Raw genomic sequence first — 20,690 nt, 5'->3', positions numbered from 1 at the left:
TATATTTAAAATCAAAAGTTAAGATGCTAAATGATTAAAATGCAATTTTTTATACATATAATTGTTATATTCAATAAATTCAATTAATTTTACTATTCAATTAAAAAAATGTATTATTTTAATATAGGATGAAGAAAAGTATCTTTAAGAACATATGGGTTGATTCAATTTTAGCAACGGCATTTATTTTCGTTGTAATCTTTGGATTATTCTCCTTAATAAATGTCTTTGATGCTATTGATCCTGTTGGGGAAGCTCTGGAAGATGTGGAGTTTAATGATATTGTATATTCTACTCTAAGGGAAGACCCTCCTGCTGATGACAATATAGTTTTGGTCAATATTGGAAGATTGCCCAGGCATTTAATAGCAGAGCAAATCAGAATCATAAACAAATACAATCCTAAAGTAATAGGTTTGGATACATTTTTTCCTTTTTCTAAAGGAGAAGCCCAAGACTCAGCACTAGTAAATGCGCTAAGTGAGGTAGATAATTTAGTGATGGCTACAAAGTTAGAAAGATGGTCAAGCGAAAATGTAGTGGATTCTTTGAAACTATCAGCTGAAAAATTTAGAGTTCATGCAGAAGATTTTGGGTTTGCAAATCTATTTGTTGGTGAAGGTGTGGGTCAGGAAGACGTAAAAACCTGCCGTTCATTTCTTACAAAGGAGTATTTGCACAGCAAGGATAGTACTCATTTGTTTTTTGCATTAAAATTGGCACAATATTTAGCACCTGACAAGGTAGAAAGATTTTTAGAGCGTGATAATAAATTAGAATATATAAACTATAAAGGCAATGCGATGGGAAGTGCGAGTAATTTTGCGCCTACTTTCTTTGCATTGGATATTCCTGATGTTTTCAATGAAAATTTTGTACCGGAATTAATTGAAGATAAAATTGTTATTTTTGGTATGTTGGGTGAATACTTTGGAGACCCATATAATGTGGAAGATAAGTACTATACTCCATTAAATAAAAAGTATGCTGGTAGAGGTGCTCCCGACATGTATGGTGCTGTAATTCATGCAAATGTTATTTCCATGGTAATGGACGAAGATTATGTTTATAAATTGGAAGAACATTTTCAAATAATAATAGCTGTTTTATTATGCTATTTAAATGTTGTAGCCTTTATGTGGGTTTATTACGCACTAAAGAATTGGTATGATGGAATAACTAAAGTAGTTCAGTTGATTGAGTTATTGCTTATATTAGGGGCAATTATTTATAGTTATCATTTATTCAATATTAATTTAGAATTAACACTCGCAATGGGTGTTGTGGCGGTAGTGGGTGACTCCTTAGAAGTTTATAATGGAGTAGTGAAAAATATGTTTACCAAAGAAGGTAGAAGAGAATTATTTAGTGTTAATAAAAGAGAACAAGACAAAGTAGAAATCAATTAAATCAAGAATTATGAAATCTTTAATCAAAATTTTAGTTGTGGCATTATGGCTCGGTAATTACGCAGCTAATGCACAAAATTACGTATTTAAGGTACTAGCAAACAAAGGCGATAATTCTGTAAAAATAGAAGGAGCAGATTGGAGCCCATTGAAAACAGGACAATCCTTAAATTCAGGCGATGAATTAAAATTGTCAGATGAAGCATACTTAGGCTTAATGCATAGTTCAGGTAAAACCTTGGAGGTTAAAACTCCTGGTCCTCATACAGTATCGGGATTAGCTGCTAATTTAAAAAGTAAAAACACTAGCGTAGCCAGTAAATATGCTGATTTCGTAATGAACAAAATGAGTGATGACGAAGGAAGTGATGATTATAGAAAAAGTATTGGTGCTACTGGAGCAGTTGATAGAGCTCTAGCAAGTGGAGCTTCAATCAAAATTATGGCATTAAGTTCAAGTGAAATCATCAATGATGAAGTTATTCTTAGATGGAATGAACCTCAACAGGAAGGTGAAATCGAGGAATTACAATATGAATTGGTATTTAGCAACTTATTTGATGAAACTATCAAAACAGAAACAGTTGACAAAACTTCTTATTTGTTAAATAGAAGTGAAAAACCATTCAAAGATCAATCCTTTATTAAAGTAAAGGTGCAAGTTAAAGGTAAAGATTTGAAATCTGATGATTATGCTATAACTATCAAACCTGAGGACGAAACAGCTGAAATAAAAGCTACTTTAGAAGAGTTGAAAAGCGAAATTGAAGGAGAGTCAGCTATGGATAAATTAGTGATGGCTGCTTTTTATGAGGACAATGATTTGCTATTAGATGCATTAACAGCATATGAACAAGCTATTCAAAAAGCACCAGATGTTCCCGTATTCGAAAAAGCCTATGAAGATTTCTTAATCAGAAATGGTTTTACTAACTAACATTATAACCAAAACTAAACTAAAGAAGGGAGCCTGAAAAGTGCTTCCTTTTTTTATGCCAATAGTTCCATATCACGGATTAGAATTTTCCGTCTGTCAAAATTGATGATATTTTTCTCTCTTAACTCATTCAAAATCGTTGTGACGGTTTGGCGTGATGTTCCCGTTAAAGCAGCTATATCTTTATGAGTGAGATGACTAGGAATCATCATTTCAAAGCCTATTTTCTTTCCTTTCTCATTGGCTTCATCCCTAAGGAACTCTATTATTCTAGTTCGTGCATCCTTGAACACTAAGGACTCTAATCTTCTTTCAGTTTTGCGTAATCGCAAGCCAATTAGTTTCATCATTTTAAAACTTAAGGGCTGGTTATTAGCCATTAAATTCTTCATATCATCAAGTGTCATAGGACATATAATCGTCTCACTATCCATAGCTTGCGCAAAGTCTTGTCTTTTTTCCTCACCCGTTAAAGCTAGCTCACCAAAAATCTCCCCTTTACTTAAAATAGCTTTCACCGATTCCTTGCCATCTTCCAAATACGATCCGATCTTAATTCTCCCCTCTGCTATCATATAAATATGATTTGATACCTGCTCAGGAAAATACACAAATTCATCCTTCTTGAATTTAGTCATTGGATGATCATCTTCAAGACCCTTAATTTTGTGAGGACAAAGCACATTGAACAGATCAACATTTTCGAAATACCATAATTGCGAGGAATCTGACATCGGTTTTTTAATTAAAGCTTAATTAGATAATGTTAGTTAGTAAAGTGTTATACTTTACGGAACTAAACAAATTTAAGTTCATTTTGATTACTTTTGCATTAGGAAATTATGTTCCCATATTCAATAAAAGCTGAAATTCGAAATATCAAAATATGTATTTATACCTTAAATCTTTGCATATTATTTTTGTAGTCACATGGTTTGCAGGATTATTTTATATTGTCAGACTTTTTATTTATCAGACAGAGGCACTTCAAAAAACGGAGCCAGAAAAATCGATTTTACATAATCAGCTCAGCAAAATGGCCAGACTTTTATGGAAAGTCATTACATGGCCTTCGGCTATTATTACGTTGATTTTAGCTAGTAGTTTATTGATCCTCCAACCCTTCTGGTTGCAGCAGCCATTTATGCACATCAAGCTAACTTTCGTTTTTTTTCTTTACCTATACCACTTCTCTTGTCATTACATTTATAAAAAGCTTCAAAAAGGAGAAATCAAATATAGTTCTACTCAGTTAAGAATTTGGAATGAAGTAGCAACTCTTTTTCTGGTTGCCGTAGTATTCTTAATAGTACTTAAAAATGAACTCAACTGGATTTGGGGAACCCTTGGCTTCATAAGTTTTGGAATACTGCTTATGGCAGCTATTAAAATCTATAAAGCACTTAGAGAAAAAAGATAATTCATAATTCATAATTCATAATTCATAATTCATAATTCATAATTCATAATTCATAATTCATAATTCTTTTATAAATGAAGATTTTAAAATCAACTTTTCTTTTCACTTTAATCGCCCTTACGCTAGCTGCGTGTGGACTGGAGAATCAGAAAAATAAAAAGACAGAGTTCCCTGTACTAGGAAGAAAACAATATATTGAGAAAGTGGTAGACGGAAAGACTGTAACCGATACTGTTGACCATACAATTCCAGACTTTAAATTAGTGAATCAAGATAGTAATTGGGTAACTCCAAGAACATTTGAAGGAAAAGTATATGTAGCCGATTTCTTTTTCACTTCATGTCCAACTATTTGCCCTACAATGAAAAAACAAATGTTGAGGGTATATCAAGCTTATAAAGACAATGATCAAGTTGGTATTATTTCCCACACCATAGACCCTGAATATGATACTGTTGCTTTACTGAAGGATTTTGCTGAAAGACTAGAAGTAAAGGCACCAAAATGGAATTTTGTGACAGGAGAAAAAGAAGCCATTTATGAACTAGGTCAAAAAGGATATATGGTTACTGCTATGGAAGATGAAAATGAAGAAGGCGGTTATCTACATAGCGGAGCATTTGTCTTAGTAGATAAGGAAAGAAAAATCAGAGGTGTTTACGATGGCACCCGTGCTGAGGAAGTAGATAAATTAATTACTGATATTGAATTACTTTTGGCTACTTATGAGAAATAATTCAGTTTTCTTGTCTTTTTTAATTTTCAGTCTTGTGCTCTTTTCTTGTGGCAGATATGAAGAATTTAAAAACTCTGCAACTGAAAATTATTCTGATGTCAAAATGCAGAAATTTGCTAAGTATATGATACAAGGCAAACAGCTCTACACTACACATTGTAGCAATTGCCATCAAGAGCAGGGAGATGGACTAGGTAAATTATTTCCTCCACTGGCTAAATCTGATTATATGTTAGCGGATATTCCGAGAAGCATTTGTGGGATTAAAAACGGAATGATAGGTGAAATTACAGTAAATGGAAAAAGCTACAATCAAGCTATGCCTGCCTTAGATAGACTCACCAATCTGGAAATAGCTGAAATCTCAACATACATTTACAACAGCTGGGGAAATGAAAAGGGAATGATTGAAATAGAGACAGTTGAAGAATCACTCTCCAACTGTCAATAAATTTTACTGATTCAAGAAAGCTTCAGCTTCTGAAATACTAAATTTCATTTTCTCGCTTACCTCTTCAATAGATTTTTTTTGCCTTTTTAAATACGCTATTTTTTCTTCATCAGACATAGCTTCCATTCTGGGATCATAATTTCGCATCCAATTCATCATAGCTTCATCTGCTTCTTCCAAGGCTAATATCAGATCTTGAACTTGATTTGGCTTAACGTCCTCAGAAGTATCCTTCTTAGCTTTTAAAGCCTTTTTTAATTTCATGATATCATCCATTTTAGGCATTACTTCATCATGAATAGCAATAGTCTCAGACTTCAATTTTTCAATATCCTTCTCTTTTGATGTACAACTAACCAATAGGATAGCAACAAGAAAAAAACTTAATTTTAAAATATTTTTCATTTCAATTTTATAAAGATTTATTCTTGAAAACGACAATAGTACAGACTGGTTCCGATTACTTAGGCAATGTTTTGTAAAAAACTGTCTTATCCTGTTCAGAACTGTAAATATAACAATTTGGAAACTTATATAAATAGCTACAAACTGCTAAATCTTTCATGGCATAGAGTGCATGAAAAAAGGATAAAGAAAGTAAAGTGAAAAGTATAGCTCCATCAGCATAGAAGGCCAACAGAAACGGTAGAATTGAGAAAAGAGAAAAGGTAACTAAGCAAATTCCGTAATATCTCCATTTACTTAGCGTAAAATCATTCGCTTGCACATTAAATCGAAAAAGACTCCAATTCCATTTGAATTTGACATGCTTCGCACCATAGAGTTTAAAAAATATTACCTGAATTAGCTCATGCAAAACAGGACTCACTAATAGGGAGATTAATAAACCTCCTGTTATGCCAATAATCCAAAACCTGGATTCAACAGTTACTAAATTGTAATCGAAAAGAATAAAAACACCCCCCACTAATCCGATGAAGAGATATGTCCAGTAAATTATAGTGATGAGATTTTTCCGTCTGATAAAAGTGGATATAAACAGCAGCCATTCAGTGCTATCCATGATGGACAGCACATTTTTGTAGTGATTTTTATTTTTTAAAAGCTCTGGACTCATTCTCACATAAATGTACGTGAAAACAAGTCTTTAGATTAACAGATTGTGTTAAGCTTTAATGAATTTTACATGCAGGTGGATATAAAAAAACAGCTACCTTTAAGAAGCTGTTTTTTTATATCATTATTTACTAGATTCTAAGTCTACTTTTTAGCTTTTTCAGTTTGCTCTTCCAAATCCTCTCCGTTAATTTTGGCTCTAATTTTCGTTTCCAATTCTTCCATCAGTTCCGGATTATCCAAAATCAAGGATTTCACAGAATCTCTTCCTTGACCCAGTTTATTGTCCATATAAGAGAACCAAGAACCTGCTTTCTTTATCACCTCTAACTCCACTCCTAAGTCAATGATTTCGCCAACTTTAGAAATTCCTTCCCCATACATGATGTCAAATTCTACTACTTTGAACGGAGGTGCCATCTTATTTTTCACGACTTTAACCTTCACTCTGTTACCTGTGATGTTATCAGGTCCCTCTTTAATGCTACCTATTCTTCTGATATCTAAACGAACAGAAGCATAAAATTTGAGAGCGTTACCACCTGTAGTTGTTTCAGGATTACCGAACATCACACCAATCTTTTCTCTTAATTGGTTAATGAAAATACAAGAACAACCAGTTTTGCTTATGGCTCCAGTCAATTTCCTTAATGCCTGAGACATTAGTCTGGCTTGAAGCCCCATTTTGCTATCCCCCATTTCGCCTTCCAGTTCTCCTTTAGGAACTAAAGCCGCAACGGAATCAATCACTACTATATCTAAAGCTCCTGAGCGAATTAAATGTTCAGCTATTTCCAAAGCTTGCTCACCGCTATCAGGTTGAGATATCAATAAATTCTCGGTATCAATCCCTAATTTCTCAGCATAGGCTTTATCAAACGCATGCTCAGCATCAATAATCGCAGCCATGCCACCAGCCTTTTGGGCTTCAGCAATACAATGCATAGCCAAGGTGGTTTTACCGGATGATTCAGGTCCATAAACCTCAATTACTCTTCCTCTTGGAATTCCACCTATGCCTAACGCAATGTCTAATCCTAAAGAACCGGTATGAATGGAGGGAACATCCACTACCTTCTCATCACTCAACTTCATGACAGAACCTTTCCCGTAAGTTTTGTCCAGTTTATCAATAGTTAGTTGTAATGCTTTTAATTTTTCGCTTTTTTCGCTCATCTTTAATAATTTGTATAGGGCTTATTTGTAAATTGCTGCATCGAATTTAGCAGGAAAAGAAACAATTGCCAAATGCTTTAGCCTTGCTTTATAACTAAATTTTATGCAATTCAAAATAATTAGTATTTCCATCATTATTTTAGCCTTTTTTGCTAATCCAGTGATGGCTCAATTAGACAACACAGGCTTTGAACAAAAAATTAAAAAAGACAGCACTATAGATGATCCTTTCAGCTTTTCATTAAGATTTCTGTCTTTCAATAAAAACAATGAATATTTCAATAGAATTGTAAAAGGATATACTTTGTTTGGCACAAGATTTACACCAAGTATAGGCTATCAACTTCACGAACAAGTGAATATTCAAGCTGGTATATTTCTTCAAAAAGATTTTGGGAACAATAACCTAACCTATTCAATACCTTACTTTAGTGTTTTGTATGATTGGAATTATAGTCAGTTAATATTTGGGAATTATAACGGTTCAATTCATCATCGCATGTTAGAGCCACTTGAAGATTTTGAAAGACTATTAATAGACGCCCCTGAAAATGGCATTCAATATTTGTACAATACCGAAAGAATATTTTTCGATGCCTGGATCAACTGGGAAAAAATGATCTATCAAGATTCTCCATTTAAGGAAGAAGTTTCGGGCGGACTAGTAAGTAAATATGATGTTCTGAAAAAGAATGGCAATACTGCTAGTCTTCATTATCAATTCAGAGGGTATCACCGTGCAGGGCAAATAGACGCTTTACGAGGAGAACCATTGGTCACCAGATTCAATAATGCCCTTGGAGCTTCTTACCATACAAAATATGAAACAGGTTTTGTTAAAGGACATAAATGGGAAGGCTATTTTTTACATTACATAGACAACAGTCAGAAATTCCGTTTACCTTACACTCAAGGTTATGGTTATTATCTTAACGGAACTTTAGAAACTGAAATAGGTGATTTTATGCTAAGTTACTGGCAAGGAGATCATTTTTATTCCTATAAAGGCGGCAGATTATATCAGTCCTATAGCACTGACCCCAATTCAAGATTTTTTGAAGATGAAAGAAAATTATTAATATTAAGAGTAATGAATGAATTTCATATAGGTGAATCTTCCACACTTCTACTAAGGTTTGAACCCTATTGGGATTTTAAGAATCGGATATTCGAATTTTCTCACGCTATTTATTTCAATATTTTTAAAACTATACCAATAAAGAAAAATAATTGAAGTCCATATTTCGCAAAATATTATTGCTGACAATCACAATCATAATGATGTTCGTTGTCATAAAATGGGATTTACTACAATATGGGTGGCAACAAGCTAAAGGCCAGTTTTCCATTATGTATAATGCTGAGCCTTTGGATACGTACTTGAATAAGGCCTCCTTTCCTGATTCCTTAAAAGCTAAAATTAGATTAGTTGAAAATGTAAAAGCATTTGCCAAATCTGAAATAGGATTCTCTTCTGAAAGTCAATACCAGAAAATGTTTGACCAAAAGGGAAAGGAATTGATGTGGGTAGTGACTGCTGCCTACCCCTACAAACTCGAAAATTACGAATGGAAATTTCCTTTGCTAGGAAAATTAAGCTACAAAGGCTTTTTTATTGAAAAGGAAGCCTTAAAACTCGAAAAAGAACTAAAAAACCAAGGATTCGATGTTAGGCTAAGAACTGCAAGCGCCTGGTCAACTTTAGGCTGGCTAAACGATCCATTATTAAGCAATGTATTGCAATACAGCAATGGAAGATTAGCAGAATTAATATTTCATGAATTAACACACGATGAAATATTCATTAAAGACAGTGTAGATTTCAATGAGAATCTAGCTTCTTTTTTCGGACAAGAATTCACTAAAATGTTCTTTGAAAAAAATCGGGATGAATATGGTCAAGATTATAAAGAATACATATCTGAGCTTAAAGACAGAAATGCTCTTAATCAATTCATCAGAAACTACTTGCCAAAATTCGATAGCCTATATCAGGAACTAGAAGGCTACAGCACTACTGAAAAGGAAAATCAGAAATATTACTTAATAGAAAAGTTTAAGGAGGATTTACAAAATCAAAAGTTCACAAACCCAAAGTATAAAAAATTCTCAACCAGCGAAATTGATGTGAACAATGCTTATTTACTTGCATACAAACGGTATTCTGGACATCAGCAACTACTCGAAAAAGAACTTGAAAAACAATTTGATAGGGATATCAAAAGAATGTTGGAATTTTATCAAAAGAACTTCAATTCTTTATAGTGCATATATCCTTAAGTTTAATTCCATATTAAGAAATTGTTATTACCATTTTAATCGCTTAATTTATAAATATTTTTATCGAATTTAGCCTAAAACAAAATACAAATAACCATGGGAAACAAGCAAAGCCACAAAGTGCTTGTCGTTGATGATGAATCAGACATTTTAGAGCTATTGGAATATAACCTCACAAAAGAAGGCTATGAGGTAGAAACAGCTCAAGATGGAAAAACGGCAGTTGAAAAAGCTCAAAAATTTCAACCTCAATTGATTCTACTTGACATCATGATGCCGAATCAAGATGGAGTGGAAACCTGCCGTCAACTCAGAGAAACCCCTGAATCGGCTAATTCATTCATTATTTTCTTGACCGCTCGTTCAGAAGAATATTCCGAAGTTGCTGCTTTTGAAAATGGGGCAGATGACTACATTACCAAACCCATAAAGCCACGCGCTTTAATGAGCAGAATTAATGCTTATTTTAGACGAGATGTTAAAAAACAAAAAGACAATAATAAAATTACAATTGGTGGCTTAACGATCGATAGAACCAGTTACACAGTTTCTGTAGATGGCAAACAAGTATCATTACCGAAAAAAGAGTTTGAATTGCTTTACTTCTTAGCGCAAAACCCGAATAAAGTCTTCAACAGAGATGACTTGTTGCAAAACATCTGGGGGTCTGATGTATACGTATTAGCCAGAACAGTTGATGTTCATGTGCGTAAAGTTAGAGAAAAGGTTGGAGATGGTTATATTTCTACTGTTAAAGGAGTTGGTTATAAATTTGATATGGAATAGAAAAAACTATGCTTTTTAATTCCAGAGGAGTTTCTATACTATTAGCACTTTCAATTGGCATTGTTACCACTGCTTTCCTTAGTTTGTTGGAAGGGGTCGGAACTACTGCATTGATCCTTACCTTTATTTTATCTTCCTCTTCCTCCTATTTATTAATTAGCATCGTTTTGGAATTTCTATTTTTTAAGGAAATCAATAAGCTGTATGAAGTTTTCAATAAGCTTGGTGAAAAAGACTATTCATTCGTAAATGATCTAGAAACACAAAAATCATTCAACCCCTTAAGAAAAATCAATCAGGAAATTTTTAGCTATGCCGCCAATAAGCAACAAGAAATTGATGAGCTTAAAAGAATGGCAACCTATCGTAGGGAGTTTCTAGCGGATGTGTCTCACGAATTAAAAACCCCTATTTTTGCGGCCCAAGGCTTTGTATACACCCTTATTGATGGCGCAGTGAAAGACAAAAAAGTAAGAGGAAAATTCTTAAAGAAAGCTGCTAAAAGCTTAGATGGACTGGAAATGCTAGTCAATGATTTATTAACCCTCTCTCATATAGAAGCAGGAGAAATCACCATGCATTTTGAGGAAATCGATTTATTAGCTTTGGTAGAAGATGTTTTTGACCAGTTTGAGGGAAAAACAGACAAAAAAAATATGAGCCTTCAACTTGATAAATCCTACGAAGGTCCAATAAATGTAATTGCAGATTATCAGCGTATCTATCAAGTAATTGTAAATTTGATCTCCAATGCCATCAAATATTCCGATGAAAATACCGAAATTGTGGTCGGTTTTGAAATAAACCAAAAAGAAGTCACCATTGCTATTCAAGATCATGGTGCTGGAATTTCGCCTGAACACATCAAACGGATATTTGAAAGATTTTACCGAATAGATAAAAGTAGATCTAAAGAAAGAGGTGGTACAGGCTTAGGTTTAGCTATTGTGAAGCATATTATAGAAGCGCATGGCTCTTCAGTATCCGTTACAAGCACAGTAGGGAAAGGCTCTTTATTTAGCTTTAAACTACCTGTGGAAAAAGAGCCTGAGCCTTATGTACCAATAGCAGATGAAGAGGGAGAATAGATAACTTTAATTTGAGGATGTATTACAAATCATTAAAACCTTTGATTATAGAAGAGTCAGAGGATTATATTTTTATAAATAAACCGCCTTTCGTTTCTACCTTAGCGGATAGAAACGACACTGTGACCATTTTATCTTTAGTGAAAAAATACAATGATGATTATCAAATATGTCACAGACTGGATAAAGAAACATCGGGGGTACTGTTAGTAGCAAAAAATCCTGAAGCCTATAGAAATGCCTCCATGCAATTTGAGCACAGGCAAGTAGAAAAAATCTATACGGCCATTGTAGATGGTTTACATCAATTCAAGGATGAGGAAGTGAATTTACCTTTGCATACCACGGCATCAGGTTATGTCAAAATATCGCATCGGCAAGGAAAGAATGCCAAAACCATTTTCAATACTATTGAAACTTTTAAAAAACATACTTTGGTTGCCTGCAGACCAGAAACTGGTAGGATGCACCAAATTAGAGTACATTTAGCCTCTCTAAATGCTTCAATAACAGGGGATGAAACTTATGGGGGACAGCCTTTATATTTATCTTCTTTTAAAAGGAACTTTGTAAGAGGTAAAGAAAAAGAAGAACATCCCATTATAAAAAGGTTTGCCCTACATGCAGTTAGCATAAGTTTAACTGATTTGAAAGGTAAAGTTGTTTCAGTAGAAGCCCCATATCCCAAAGATATAGAAGTGGCGCTAAAGCAGTTGAGAAAAAATAGATAATCTCAGAAAATAGCTGGTCTTTAACATTTAGGTAGAAAAACAGCAAAAACAATCAGGAAATCAATGCGATTTTTTCCGTAGGGTGTTGTTTTTCAATTAATAAGCTTCTATCTTTGTGTCCCTTTTAGCGGATAGTTCGCCCGATCATAAATGTTTACTATCTGTAAAAAGCTAATTAATAAGGAGTTAAGAACTAACAAAAAGAAAAAATAGTGGATACGCTTAGTTACAAAACCATCTCGGCAAACAAAGCCACAGTTGAAAAAGACTGGGTTGTAGTAGATGCTGCAGGAAAAGTATTAGGTAGATTTGCCAGCGATGTAGCCAAAATTCTTCGTGGTAAAAACAAACCAAGTTTTACGCCTAATGTGGACTGTGGCGATAACGTAATTGTTATCAATGCAGACAAAATCCTTATGACTGGAAAGAAGTGGGATGATAGAGTTTACCAGCACTACACAGGATATCCTGGTGGTCAGCGTGAAATCACCCCTCGTCAGTTGAAAGCGAAATCTTCTACTTTATTAGTAGAAAGAGCTATACGAGGCATGTTGCCGAAAAACAGATTGGGCAGAGACTTGTTCAGAAACCTTTATGTATATGAAGGAACAGAACACGGTCATGAAGCACAAAAACCTAAAGTTAAAGAAATCTAAAAAATCAATAGATGGAAATCATAAACACCATTGGTAGAAGAAAAACATCTGTTGCTAGATTGTATATGCAGTCAGGCAAAGGTGCTATTACCGTTAATACAAAAGACGTTAAGGAATATTTCCCAACTGAAATTCTTCAAGCAATCGTTAACCAACCATTTGCTACAACAAAAACTGAAGGTTCTTTTGACCTTAAAGTGAATGTTGATGGTGGTGGTGTTGCAGGTCAAGCAGAAGCTGTACGTTTAGCAATTTCTCGTGCACTTTGTGAACTTGATCCTGAGCACAGGCCAGCATTAAAAGCAGAAGGATTCCTTACTAGAGACCCTAGAATGGTTGAACGTAAGAAATACGGACGAAGAAAAGCGAGAAGAGCATTCCAGTTCTCAAAACGTTAATTTTTTACAAACAATATAAATTTAAACACTTATGGCTAAGCTTGAGTACAACGACTTACTTGAAGCTGGTGTCCATTTCGGACACTTAACAAGAAAGTGGGATCCAAAAATGGCTCCTTACATTTTCATGGAGCGTAATGGCATCCACATCATTGACCTTAATAAAACTTTGGCTGCTTTAGATGAAGCATGTCATGCTATCAAGAACCATGTTCGTTCTGGTAAAAAAGTTTTATTTGTTGCTACAAAAAAACAAGCACAAGACATTGTGATGGAAGAGGCAAAAAGATTGAACATGCCTTATGTAGTAGATAGATGGCAAGGTGGTATGATGACCAACTTTGCAACTATCAGAAAGTCATTGAAAAAATTGGCTAATATCGATAAGATGCAAAAAGAAGAATCATATCTTAATCTTGCAAAAAGAGAAAGATTGATGATTCAAAGAGAGAAAGAAAAGATGGAGCGAGTTTTAGGCGGTATTGCTGACTTAAACAGACTTCCTTCTGCACTTTTTGTAATCGATATCAAAAGAGAGCACATCGCAATCAAAGAAGCTCAGAAATTAAATATCCCTGTTTTTGCAATGGTGGATACTAACTCTGATCCTACTCAAGTTGATTATCCAATTCCTGCTAATGATGATGCATGGAAATCAATCAGCTTGATCTTGAAATCTTTCGGTAAAGCTATTGAAGAAGGCTTAATGGAAAGAAAAGCAGAGAAAGATGATGCTAAAATGAAACAAGCTGAAGAAGAGAAAAAAGCAGTAGATGCTAAAGAGGAATCTAAAAAAGAAGAACCTAAGAAAGAGGAAACTTCTGACAAATCTGCTGAATAAATTTTCAAATGAACAATATTGAATAAATATGCAATTGAACATCGAACTCGTTTTGGTGTTCAATTTTTTATTCTAACCCATTCTAACATATACTATTAAAACTAAAATCAATTAAGCATGGCTATTACAGCACAAGAAGTAAAAAAGCTTAGAGAAATAACAGGTGCCGGCATGATGGATTGCAAAAAGGCATTAACTGAAGCTGATGGTGATTTCGACAAAGCCATTGAATTCTTAAGAAAAAAAGGACAGAAATTATCTGAAAAAAGAGCAGATAGAGAGACTACTGAAGGTAATGTATTCATCAAAACCAATGATGATGAAACTCAGGCTTTCTTAATTTCTTTAACTTGTGAAACTGATTTCGTTTCTAAAAATGAAGACTTCCAGAAGTTTGGTGAAGAAATCATTGGTAAAGTTGCTGCTGAAAAACCAGCTGATATGGATGCTTTAAAAGCCATCCCTTACGAAGACATTACTATTGGCGAGAAAGTGATCGAAATGGTAGGGAAAATCGGTGAAAAAATCGAAATCAGCCATTATGAAACTTTAACTGGTGAAAAAGTAGTTTCTTATGTTCATGCTGGAGCTAAATTAGGTGTATTAGTAGCCTTGAAAAACACTGGTGGTGTTGATGTAAAAGATGCAGGTAGAGATGTTGCCATGCAAATTGCAGCCATGAATCCAGTTGCTGTTGATAAAGACGGTGTTGATGCTTCTGTTATCGAAAAAGAAATCGAGATAGGAAAAGATACTGCTCGTCAAGAAGGTAAGCCAGAAGAAATGTTGGAAAAAATCGCTACTGGTAAATTAAACAAGTTCTTCAAAGAGCATACTTTATTACCACAAGCTTTTGTAAAAGACAACAAAACTTCTATTGCTCAATACTTAGATTCAGTTAACAAAGGAATGACGGTTACTGAATTTAAGAGAGTAGCGATTGGATAAAATAGATTTAAGATTCTAGAACCTAGATTCTAGACTTTTGATATTGGAAAGCCTTTGGATTATGAATTCAAAGGCTTTTTTGCTTCTATCACCCTGTTAATCTCAATAATGACAAAAATTTATTACTCAACACTTTTCAAACAACTAACCCCTCTTGAAGGTGCTTTTACCTTCAAATTTCTGTGAGAATTCAAGAGCTTTCTAGTAAATGTTTGGGTGAAAACACCCAAACTGGGGAATTCCAGTTATCAAAAAAGATGTAAAATTAATTGCTAGTTATGTTAAGAGTTGCTGTTTTTCAGCTTCTGGAATACTCTTCAAATCCTCCTCATTATCAATATCCGTCAACTCCTTCAATAATTCAAATTCCAAATTTAGGTTTTTAAAGTCCTGCATAGTATCGGAAGCCACAGTATCCGTACTCCATTCCTTATTTTCGAAAAGCTCAGTATGTAATTGGTTCATGCCCAGTAAATAATATCCTCCATCATTGCTTGGCCCTAAAACAGCATCTTTACTTCCCAATGATTTGAAAGCCTGGTCAATGACTTTCTCGTCTAAAGCGTAACAATCACTACCAATAACACATACTGACTCATAATTATTACTAAAAGCTTCCTTAAAGGCAGATTGCATTTTGATTCCTAAATCAGGATTTTGGTTTTGAAGGAATTTGTAGACAGGTGGCTCATTGGACCATAAATCATTATCATCTATAAAGGAAGAATAATAAATCGCTTTATCAGCCTCTACTTTTTCAGACACTTCTTTGGTTCGAATAAGCATATTTTTGTAGAAATTTAATGCTTTTTGATCTCCGATGGTAGCTGCTAATCGAGTTTTACATTTCCCCAGTTCGGGATTTTTAACGAAAATAATCAGTAAACGCTTTTTATTCATAAACCTTAATTCCTTTTCCTTCTTCCAACCATTTGCTCCAACGTTTATTATAGGTATGCACGCTGTCGGTAACTTCTCCTTTCTGGTTTACAACATCCAAATCCTCATTTTTCCATTGGAATATTCCTCCGTAAATATTACTTACATTGTTGAAACCTGCTTCCTTTAGCTTCTCCCCTATTTTCTCACTTCTATAACCTACAGAACAATAAACTATGATTTCTTTATCTCTTGGAATATCTTTCACTTGGGAAATGTCAAAATGATCATAGCCTATAAATTTAGCATTGGGTATATGACTTACGCTATATTCTTTGGCAGAGCGAGTATCTAAAATCACGACATCCTCCTTGTTGAGCTTAGCTTTTACTTCCTGTGGCTGAATCAGCGAAACAGTATTTTTATATAAAGATTGAAGCTTTTGGTCGTAAGTCTGCTGACCACAAGCCACCAACGATTGCAGAAATGATAATAACATGATATTGAGCCAGATTTTAAGCATAAAGCTTTTTATTATTTTTAGTTCTTTCTATTAATTCAAATACGATAAAAGCTACTAATGAGATGTATTCAACTGTCACTACACCTAAATGTTCTTTATAACCGGTTTGAGAATATCCCCAATAGGTAAAGAAAACCATAAAACTCCATAAAATAGGAAATTTGTAATCACTTAATATTCCCAATACCAAAATAGGTAAAACATACCAGGGATGAACTGTAGTAGCGAACATAAAATAAATCATATAAGTCCATAACATTCTTTCAGGTAGTTTCATCTTTGAAGATGCCAAAATATTGAATATTATCATTCCAAAAAATGCAATAATTCCCATTAGGGGGCCAGCTGTGCCAATAATATTATAGCCCTTAATTGTAAAACCAATTTCTCGAACTAAATAATACAAGCTTGCATTAAATTCGAAATTCTGAAAATAGAGAGAAGTACTGGTAGAGATTCCTTTCAGTGCTTCTGAAAATAAAAATGGTAAAAAAGTGATAGCTGCCACTAAACATGCTAATAGGATAAACTTCATGTATTGCTTTAAATTCAGCTTTCTAAAAAAGCTTGCAAGCAATATGAGTGGTAGGAGCTTGAAGCTAATAGCCAAGCCTAGTGCCAATGCACTTTTACTGAATCGGTTTTTTTCAAATTCATAAATTGCCCAAAGCAAAAAGAAAATCACAAAGGCTTCAAAATGCAGATTACCATTCAACTCTAAGATCACTAAAGGATTAAAAGCATAGTAAAGCAAGGATTTTGGGTCTTTCCCATATTGCAGTAAAACTTTTGGTAACAAAATTAATGTCCCAACTTCAGCCAAAATGATAAATAATCGAATTGAAATAACACCTAAAGTCGTATTTTCAAACACCGCTCCTACGGCAAAAATCAATTGATTAAGTGGAGGATAAATGCTGAAATAATTAGGTGAATTAAGTTGAGCAAATAACTCCGGACTCAGAATTTTTTCTTTGGCAATTTCAGAAGGCAAAAAAGCGTAGGCATCTATTCCTTCCCACCATAATTTTCCATCCCAAAGGAAGCGGTAAACATCATCGGATAAATTCGGAGTCAAAAGGAATAAGAGCAATCTAAAAAGTATTCCCAAAGTGATTATTTCCTTAAGGGAAAAATTCTTTTTCTGAAAAGCCAGATACAAATAAAGAGCAAAAAGAGCAACAAATTGTCCTAAGATCAATACACTTTCAAATCGAAAAGTAAAATAGCTGATGCTAATGAGTAATGCACTCATCACCAGCAAAGCCATATACTTTCCAGCGGACTTCAATTTATTTGAGTTGTGGTTTTACGGAATGATAAAAAACCATTGAAAACCCCAGCATCAACATTAGATGAAAAATGATTAAGCCATAATCACCCAAGCTAATGCCTAAAAAGATAGCAAAGGCAAAGTAAAAAGCTAACAAGATTTCCAAAACACTTAGCCAACTGAACTGCAATTTGATATATTGATTATCCTTCCAACTTTTGTTTTTATCCGAAATATTAAACTTGGGTGTACGAATAAAAGCTGACTTAAATCCAAGTAAGCCTTCAGCCACCGCCAAGGCATTATGCAATGATAAGCCCATAGAAACTGTAATGAATAAAGGAAAGGTTTTAAAGAAATATTTACCATGTTTAATGCCTTTCATCAAATGTTTATTAGCGACCCAATAGAAAATAGCAATGGAAAAAAAGCCTAATAGGAATACGCTTCCAACTTGGAACATTAGCGCCAACTCTGGATGAATACTTTTAATCCACAGCATAGGGACACTAAGTACAGCCGTGATCAAAATTGCTATGAAAATGGAGCTGTTGAATAAATGGAAAAATGCATGCAGCTTATTGGAAAACTTAATGGGTGATTTCAACACATTCAAAAAGTTCTTTCTTGCCGTTTCTGCTCCCCCTTTGTTCCATCTGAATTGTTGAGATTTTATAGCAGGCATGATAATCGGCAATTCAGCAGGAGATTCTACATCTTCTTTATACAAAAATTCCCAGCCCTTTAACTGAGAACGATAGCTTAAGTCTAAATCTTCTGTTAAAGTATCAGCTGACCAACCTCCTGCATCTATGATGGTTTCTTTACGCCAAACACCACCAGTTCCATTAAAATTGATAAAAGAACCCGCACTGTTTCTACCTACTTGCTCTATGGTAAAATGAGCATCTAAGCCAAAAGCTTGTAAACGAGTCAAGAGTGAGTAATCCTTATTAACATGCCCCCAACGAGTTTGGACAACTCCAACTTTTTCATTTTGAAAATGTGGAACCGTAGCTTTCAGGAAATGTGGCTGCGGAAGAAAATCAGCATCAAAAATTGCAATGAATTCAGCATCCGTTATTTCCATACCGTATTTCAAAGCTCCAGCTTTAAAATCTATTCTATCTGGTCTTCGGATGAGCTTAATATTTTTGCCTTTTGATTGCCAATATTGCGCTTTGGATTCCAGCATTTCAGTAGTTTCATCTGTGGAATCATCCAATAATTGAATTTCAAGCAATTCATTTGGGTAATCCAACTCACAAACTGCATCTACCAATCTATTCACCACATATCTTTCATTAAAAATGGGCAATTGCACACAAACCTTAGGGTATTCACCTTTCATTTCAGGCGTTCGCACAGTATTCTTTTTCTGCTTTTTCTTAGCTCTTAAATAATGAAAAGTAAGATGCAACTGTCCTAAACTAAAAAAGAATATGAACAATAAGCTGAGTCCGTAAAGTACAATAATTAACCACTCCCAAGTCATGCTCATAAATATTTAAAAATGGTGTATAAAATTTTATATCCTGCCATAATAGTTCCGTATACTGTACCTGAAACTTTAGATTTCCCAATCCGGTTCCTATAAGCCATTGGTACTTCCGTGCATTTCATTTTCATTTTGGCTGCTTTCACTTGCATTTCTACCGTCCAGCCAAAAGTTTTATCCTGCATATTTACCTCCATCAGCTTATCCCAACGGATTGCTCTGAATGGACCTAAATCAGTAAATCGATAACCATAAAAAAGTCTAATCAGTCTGGTAGCTAACCAATTTCCAAATACCTGAGGAAAAGTCATACTACCTCCTTCTCTTTCGCCTAAGGCCCTTGAACCAATTACAATATCCATTTCTTCTTGCAGAATTGGCTTTACTAATTCGGGTAGTTGTTCAGGGTAATCGGAATAATCAGCATCCAAAAAGACAATAACATCAGGCTTTTCATCTTTTGATTTTACATACTCAATTCCCTTCAAACAAGCATTTCCATATCCTTTGCTGGGTTGATCCAAAACTAATGCTCCTTCCTGCTCAGCAGCTTCTCTGGTTTTGTCGGTGGAATTATTATTAACCACCACAATTTCCTCAACCCACTCTTTTGGAATAGCTTTCACTACCTTACCAACGGCATTCTCCTCATTAAATGCAGGGATTATGACAATTATTTTTGAATCCATTTGCTTTATTAGACTGCAAAAGTACGAATTCGCTACTTTTAATATGTCTCAGCATAGACAAAATTCATAAATATCCTGACTCAACTATTATTTCAATAGATTATCCTTCTCACCAGACTGAGTTGCAGATAGCTAATTTTAGAGAAAACCAGTTTGCTCTAAAATACAAGTGAGTATTTTAGAGCTCATAAGCATAACATTTGCTGCCGGTCGGTGTGCCACCAACCATTTAAACCTCGATTGAAAATTTGACAGGTTTTAAACTTTAATTAAAATTAATTGATAGTCATATTATCAAAAACAATCCCGTTTCTCGGATTGAAGAAACTCACTAGAAACAGTAAATATGTCAGACTAGATTCTTGAACAGTGTCAATATGTCTTAATTGAGTAAACATTTTTTATTGGAACATGTTTTGATGTCAATACATCAATTAACAAAATTTAGGAAGTATGAACCTACTCAAAAATAAAGACGTATTAAGAAACTTATTATTTCAAGGTGACCAATTGAATACTTTGGCTGGAGGCGTTGCTCAAGTTGATTTCACAATAGAAAATCAAAGTGATGGCTTTTTGATAGTAGTGAATGCTCCAGGTATTGAGGCTGAACAACTTAAGGTAATTTCAGATCAAAACTCTCTACAGATATTTGCTACCATAAATCATCCTGCTGAAAATCAAGGTGTAATGATTCCACTTTTTTATAAAAAAGTGCAATTACCTGTTTTCGCAGACACTAATGATGTAGAAGCTGTTCATCATGATAATAGATTGGAAATATTTGTTTCAATAGGTAAAAATCGCGCAAGCAGCAAAAAAGAAATTAATATCAAACAAATATAAACCTGCGTGTAGATAAGCTTATCTACATTGAATTACTTGAACAAACA

Annotated in this window: 24 protein-coding genes; 15 read left to right on the top strand and 9 right to left on the bottom strand. The window is 34.2% G+C overall.

What is annotated here, in order from left to right:
• Positions 1-128 precede the first annotated feature (128 nt).
• Positions 129-1,409 carry a CHASE2 domain-containing protein gene (locus FTRAC_RS16890; RefSeq protein ID WP_013455498.1) on the top strand — a complete coding sequence of 427 codons (1,281 nt, stop codon included), beginning with the start codon at positions 129-131 and terminating at the stop codon, positions 1,407-1,409.
• A 10-nt stretch (positions 1,410-1,419) separates the two neighbouring features.
• Entirely contained in the window at positions 1,420-2,346 is a 927-nt protein-coding gene (locus tag FTRAC_RS16885) for a hypothetical protein (RefSeq protein ID WP_013455497.1), read from the top strand.
• 53 nt (positions 2,347-2,399) lie between these two features.
• Here FTRAC_RS16885 and FTRAC_RS16880 read toward each other — a convergent pair whose 3' ends face one another.
• A complete protein-coding gene (locus FTRAC_RS16880; protein WP_013455496.1) occupies positions 2,400-3,080 on the bottom strand; it encodes a Crp/Fnr family transcriptional regulator in 681 nt (226 codons plus the stop codon).
• A gap of 152 nt (positions 3,081-3,232) precedes the next feature.
• Here FTRAC_RS16880 and FTRAC_RS16875 point away from each other — a divergent pair, with 152 nt between their 5' ends.
• The 3 genes from FTRAC_RS16875 (at position 3,233) to FTRAC_RS16865 (ending at position 4,954) form a co-directional block, all read left to right on the top strand.
• Positions 3,233-3,766, top strand: a complete 534-nt coding sequence (locus FTRAC_RS16875; protein WP_013455495.1) for a CopD family protein — start codon at positions 3,233-3,235, stop codon at positions 3,764-3,766.
• A gap of 74 nt (positions 3,767-3,840) precedes the next feature.
• A complete protein-coding gene (locus FTRAC_RS16870; protein ID WP_013455494.1) occupies positions 3,841-4,503 on the top strand; it encodes an SCO family protein in 663 nt (220 codons plus the stop codon).
• Entirely contained in the window at positions 4,493-4,954 is a 462-nt protein-coding gene (locus tag FTRAC_RS16865) for a c-type cytochrome (protein ID WP_013455493.1), read from the top strand. The genes FTRAC_RS16870 and FTRAC_RS16865 overlap by 11 nt, the downstream gene beginning before the upstream one ends.
• Positions 4,955-4,957: 3 nt before the next feature.
• Here the strand turns inward: FTRAC_RS16865 and FTRAC_RS16860 are convergent, their stop codons facing one another.
• The 3 genes from FTRAC_RS16860 to recA form a co-directional block, all read right to left on the bottom strand.
• The gene (locus FTRAC_RS16860; protein WP_013455492.1) at positions 4,958-5,359 is read right to left on the bottom strand and encodes a hypothetical protein; all 402 of its coding nucleotides are present in this window, start codon (positions 5,357-5,359) and stop codon (positions 4,958-4,960) included.
• A 55-nt stretch (positions 5,360-5,414) separates the two neighbouring features.
• A complete protein-coding gene (locus FTRAC_RS16855) occupies positions 5,415-6,032 on the bottom strand; it encodes a DUF3267 domain-containing protein (RefSeq protein ID WP_013455491.1) in 618 nt (205 codons plus the stop codon).
• Positions 6,033-6,175: 143 nt separating this feature from the next.
• Positions 6,176-7,207: a recombinase RecA gene (recA, locus tag FTRAC_RS16850; protein WP_013455490.1), complete on the bottom strand. Its 1,032-nt coding sequence runs from the start codon at positions 7,205-7,207 to the stop codon at positions 6,176-6,178.
• Positions 7,208-7,310: 103 nt separating this feature from the next.
• Here recA and FTRAC_RS16845 point away from each other — a divergent pair, with 103 nt between their 5' ends.
• The 9 genes from FTRAC_RS16845 to tsf all read left to right on the top strand — a co-directional run bounded on the left by FTRAC_RS16845 (position 7,311) and on the right by tsf (position 14,935).
• Positions 7,311-8,441 (top strand): hypothetical protein, encoded by a 1,131-nt coding sequence (locus FTRAC_RS16845; RefSeq protein ID WP_013455489.1) that lies wholly within the window; start codon positions 7,311-7,313, stop codon positions 8,439-8,441.
• Entirely contained in the window at positions 8,438-9,472 is a 1,035-nt protein-coding gene (locus FTRAC_RS16840; protein ID WP_013455488.1) for an aminopeptidase, read from the top strand. The genes FTRAC_RS16845 and FTRAC_RS16840 overlap by 4 nt, the downstream gene beginning before the upstream one ends.
• A 111-nt stretch (positions 9,473-9,583) precedes the next feature.
• Complete coding sequence (locus FTRAC_RS16835) at positions 9,584-10,273, top strand: response regulator transcription factor (RefSeq protein ID WP_013455487.1); 690 nt, start codon at positions 9,584-9,586, stop codon at positions 10,271-10,273.
• Between the two features lie 8 nt (positions 10,274-10,281).
• On the top strand, positions 10,282-11,361 hold the full coding sequence (locus tag FTRAC_RS16830; RefSeq protein ID WP_013455486.1) for a sensor histidine kinase: 1,080 nt from the start codon (positions 10,282-10,284) through the stop codon (positions 11,359-11,361).
• Positions 11,362-11,378: 17 nt separating this feature from the next.
• On the top strand, positions 11,379-12,092 hold the full coding sequence (locus tag FTRAC_RS16825) for an RluA family pseudouridine synthase (protein ID WP_013455485.1): 714 nt from the start codon (positions 11,379-11,381) through the stop codon (positions 12,090-12,092).
• A 212-nt stretch (positions 12,093-12,304) separates the two neighbouring features.
• Positions 12,305-12,748, top strand: coding sequence for a 50S ribosomal protein L13 (gene rplM / locus FTRAC_RS16820; RefSeq protein WP_013455484.1), 444 nt, complete (start codon positions 12,305-12,307; stop codon positions 12,746-12,748).
• Between the two features lie 11 nt (positions 12,749-12,759).
• Positions 12,760-13,146: a 30S ribosomal protein S9 gene (gene rpsI / locus FTRAC_RS16815; RefSeq protein WP_013455483.1), complete on the top strand. Its 387-nt coding sequence runs from the start codon at positions 12,760-12,762 to the stop codon at positions 13,144-13,146.
• A gap of 31 nt (positions 13,147-13,177) precedes the next feature.
• On the top strand, positions 13,178-13,987 hold the full coding sequence (gene rpsB, locus FTRAC_RS16810) for a 30S ribosomal protein S2 (protein WP_013455482.1): 810 nt from the start codon (positions 13,178-13,180) through the stop codon (positions 13,985-13,987).
• Between the two features lie 117 nt (positions 13,988-14,104).
• The gene (gene tsf / locus FTRAC_RS16805) at positions 14,105-14,935 is read left to right on the top strand and encodes a translation elongation factor Ts (protein WP_013455481.1); all 831 of its coding nucleotides are present in this window, start codon (positions 14,105-14,107) and stop codon (positions 14,933-14,935) included.
• Between the two features lie 276 nt (positions 14,936-15,211).
• Here the strand turns inward: tsf and FTRAC_RS16800 are convergent, their stop codons facing one another.
• The 5 genes from FTRAC_RS16800 to FTRAC_RS16780 are packed head-to-tail and all read right to left on the bottom strand — an operon-like array spanning position 15,212 to position 19,797.
• Positions 15,212-15,835, bottom strand: coding sequence for a TIGR04282 family arsenosugar biosynthesis glycosyltransferase (locus tag FTRAC_RS16800; protein WP_013455480.1), 624 nt, complete (start codon positions 15,833-15,835; stop codon positions 15,212-15,214).
• Complete coding sequence (locus FTRAC_RS16795) at positions 15,828-16,337, bottom strand: rhodanese-like domain-containing protein (RefSeq protein WP_013455479.1); 510 nt, start codon at positions 16,335-16,337, stop codon at positions 15,828-15,830. Before FTRAC_RS16795 ends, FTRAC_RS16800 begins: the two co-directional genes overlap by 8 nt.
• Positions 16,330-17,628 carry a hypothetical protein gene (locus FTRAC_RS16790; RefSeq protein WP_148230105.1) on the bottom strand — a complete coding sequence of 433 codons (1,299 nt, stop codon included), beginning with the start codon at positions 17,626-17,628 and terminating at the stop codon, positions 16,330-16,332. Before FTRAC_RS16790 ends, FTRAC_RS16795 begins: the two co-directional genes overlap by 8 nt.
• 1 nt (position 17,629) lies before the next feature.
• Positions 17,630-19,105: a cellulose synthase family protein gene (locus FTRAC_RS16785; RefSeq protein WP_013455477.1), complete on the bottom strand. Its 1,476-nt coding sequence runs from the start codon at positions 19,103-19,105 to the stop codon at positions 17,630-17,632.
• 2 nt (positions 19,106-19,107) lie between these two features.
• Positions 19,108-19,797, bottom strand: a complete 690-nt coding sequence (locus FTRAC_RS16780; RefSeq protein WP_013455476.1) for a glycosyltransferase family 2 protein — start codon at positions 19,795-19,797, stop codon at positions 19,108-19,110.
• A 453-nt stretch (positions 19,798-20,250) separates the two neighbouring features.
• On the opposite strand from FTRAC_RS16780, the gene FTRAC_RS16775 reads away from it, so the two are divergent.
• Positions 20,251-20,643: an Hsp20/alpha crystallin family protein gene (locus tag FTRAC_RS16775; protein ID WP_013455474.1), complete on the top strand. Its 393-nt coding sequence runs from the start codon at positions 20,251-20,253 to the stop codon at positions 20,641-20,643.
• Positions 20,644-20,690 lie beyond the last annotated feature (47 nt).

Source organism: Marivirga tractuosa DSM 4126, assembly GCF_000183425.1.
Lineage (GTDB): Bacteria > Bacteroidota > Bacteroidia > Cytophagales > Cyclobacteriaceae > Marivirga > Marivirga tractuosa.
Note: the sequence above shows the minus strand (reverse complement) of the source record. Positions and strands in the feature narration are given on the sequence as shown.

Excerpts from the sequence above, each read along its gene's own strand:
- FTRAC_RS16890 (WP_013455498.1), top strand. The coding sequence starts at position 129 with ATGAAGAAAAGTATCTTTAAGAACATATGGGTTGATTCAATTTTAGCA.
- FTRAC_RS16885 (WP_013455497.1), top strand. The coding sequence starts at position 1,420 with ATGAAATCTTTAATCAAAATTTTAGTTGTGGCATTATGGCTCGGTAAT.
- FTRAC_RS16880 (WP_013455496.1), bottom strand. The coding sequence starts at position 3,080 with ATGTCAGATTCCTCGCAATTATGGTATTTCGAAAATGTTGATCTGTTC.
- FTRAC_RS16875 (WP_013455495.1), top strand. The coding sequence starts at position 3,233 with ATGTATTTATACCTTAAATCTTTGCATATTATTTTTGTAGTCACATGG.
- FTRAC_RS16870 (WP_013455494.1), top strand. The coding sequence starts at position 3,841 with ATGAAGATTTTAAAATCAACTTTTCTTTTCACTTTAATCGCCCTTACG.
- FTRAC_RS16865 (WP_013455493.1), top strand. The coding sequence starts at position 4,493 with ATGAGAAATAATTCAGTTTTCTTGTCTTTTTTAATTTTCAGTCTTGTG.
- FTRAC_RS16860 (WP_013455492.1), bottom strand. The coding sequence starts at position 5,359 with ATGAAAAATATTTTAAAATTAAGTTTTTTTCTTGTTGCTATCCTATTG.
- FTRAC_RS16855 (WP_013455491.1), bottom strand. The coding sequence starts at position 6,032 with ATGAGTCCAGAGCTTTTAAAAAATAAAAATCACTACAAAAATGTGCTG.
- recA (WP_013455490.1), bottom strand. The coding sequence starts at position 7,207 with ATGAGCGAAAAAAGCGAAAAATTAAAAGCATTACAACTAACTATTGAT.
- FTRAC_RS16845 (WP_013455489.1), top strand. The coding sequence starts at position 7,311 with ATGCAATTCAAAATAATTAGTATTTCCATCATTATTTTAGCCTTTTTT.
- FTRAC_RS16835 (WP_013455487.1), top strand. The coding sequence starts at position 9,584 with ATGGGAAACAAGCAAAGCCACAAAGTGCTTGTCGTTGATGATGAATCA.
- FTRAC_RS16830 (WP_013455486.1), top strand. The coding sequence starts at position 10,282 with ATGCTTTTTAATTCCAGAGGAGTTTCTATACTATTAGCACTTTCAATT.
- FTRAC_RS16825 (WP_013455485.1), top strand. The coding sequence starts at position 11,379 with ATGTATTACAAATCATTAAAACCTTTGATTATAGAAGAGTCAGAGGAT.
- rpsI (WP_013455483.1), top strand. The coding sequence starts at position 12,760 with ATGGAAATCATAAACACCATTGGTAGAAGAAAAACATCTGTTGCTAGA.
- rpsB (WP_013455482.1), top strand. The coding sequence starts at position 13,178 with ATGGCTAAGCTTGAGTACAACGACTTACTTGAAGCTGGTGTCCATTTC.
- tsf (WP_013455481.1), top strand. The coding sequence starts at position 14,105 with ATGGCTATTACAGCACAAGAAGTAAAAAAGCTTAGAGAAATAACAGGT.
- FTRAC_RS16800 (WP_013455480.1), bottom strand. The coding sequence starts at position 15,835 with ATGAATAAAAAGCGTTTACTGATTATTTTCGTTAAAAATCCCGAACTG.
- FTRAC_RS16795 (WP_013455479.1), bottom strand. The coding sequence starts at position 16,337 with ATGCTTAAAATCTGGCTCAATATCATGTTATTATCATTTCTGCAATCG.
- FTRAC_RS16785 (WP_013455477.1), bottom strand. The coding sequence starts at position 19,105 with ATGACTTGGGAGTGGTTAATTATTGTACTTTACGGACTCAGCTTATTG.
- FTRAC_RS16780 (WP_013455476.1), bottom strand. The coding sequence starts at position 19,797 with ATGGATTCAAAAATAATTGTCATAATCCCTGCATTTAATGAGGAGAAT.
- FTRAC_RS16775 (WP_013455474.1), top strand. The coding sequence starts at position 20,251 with ATGAACCTACTCAAAAATAAAGACGTATTAAGAAACTTATTATTTCAA.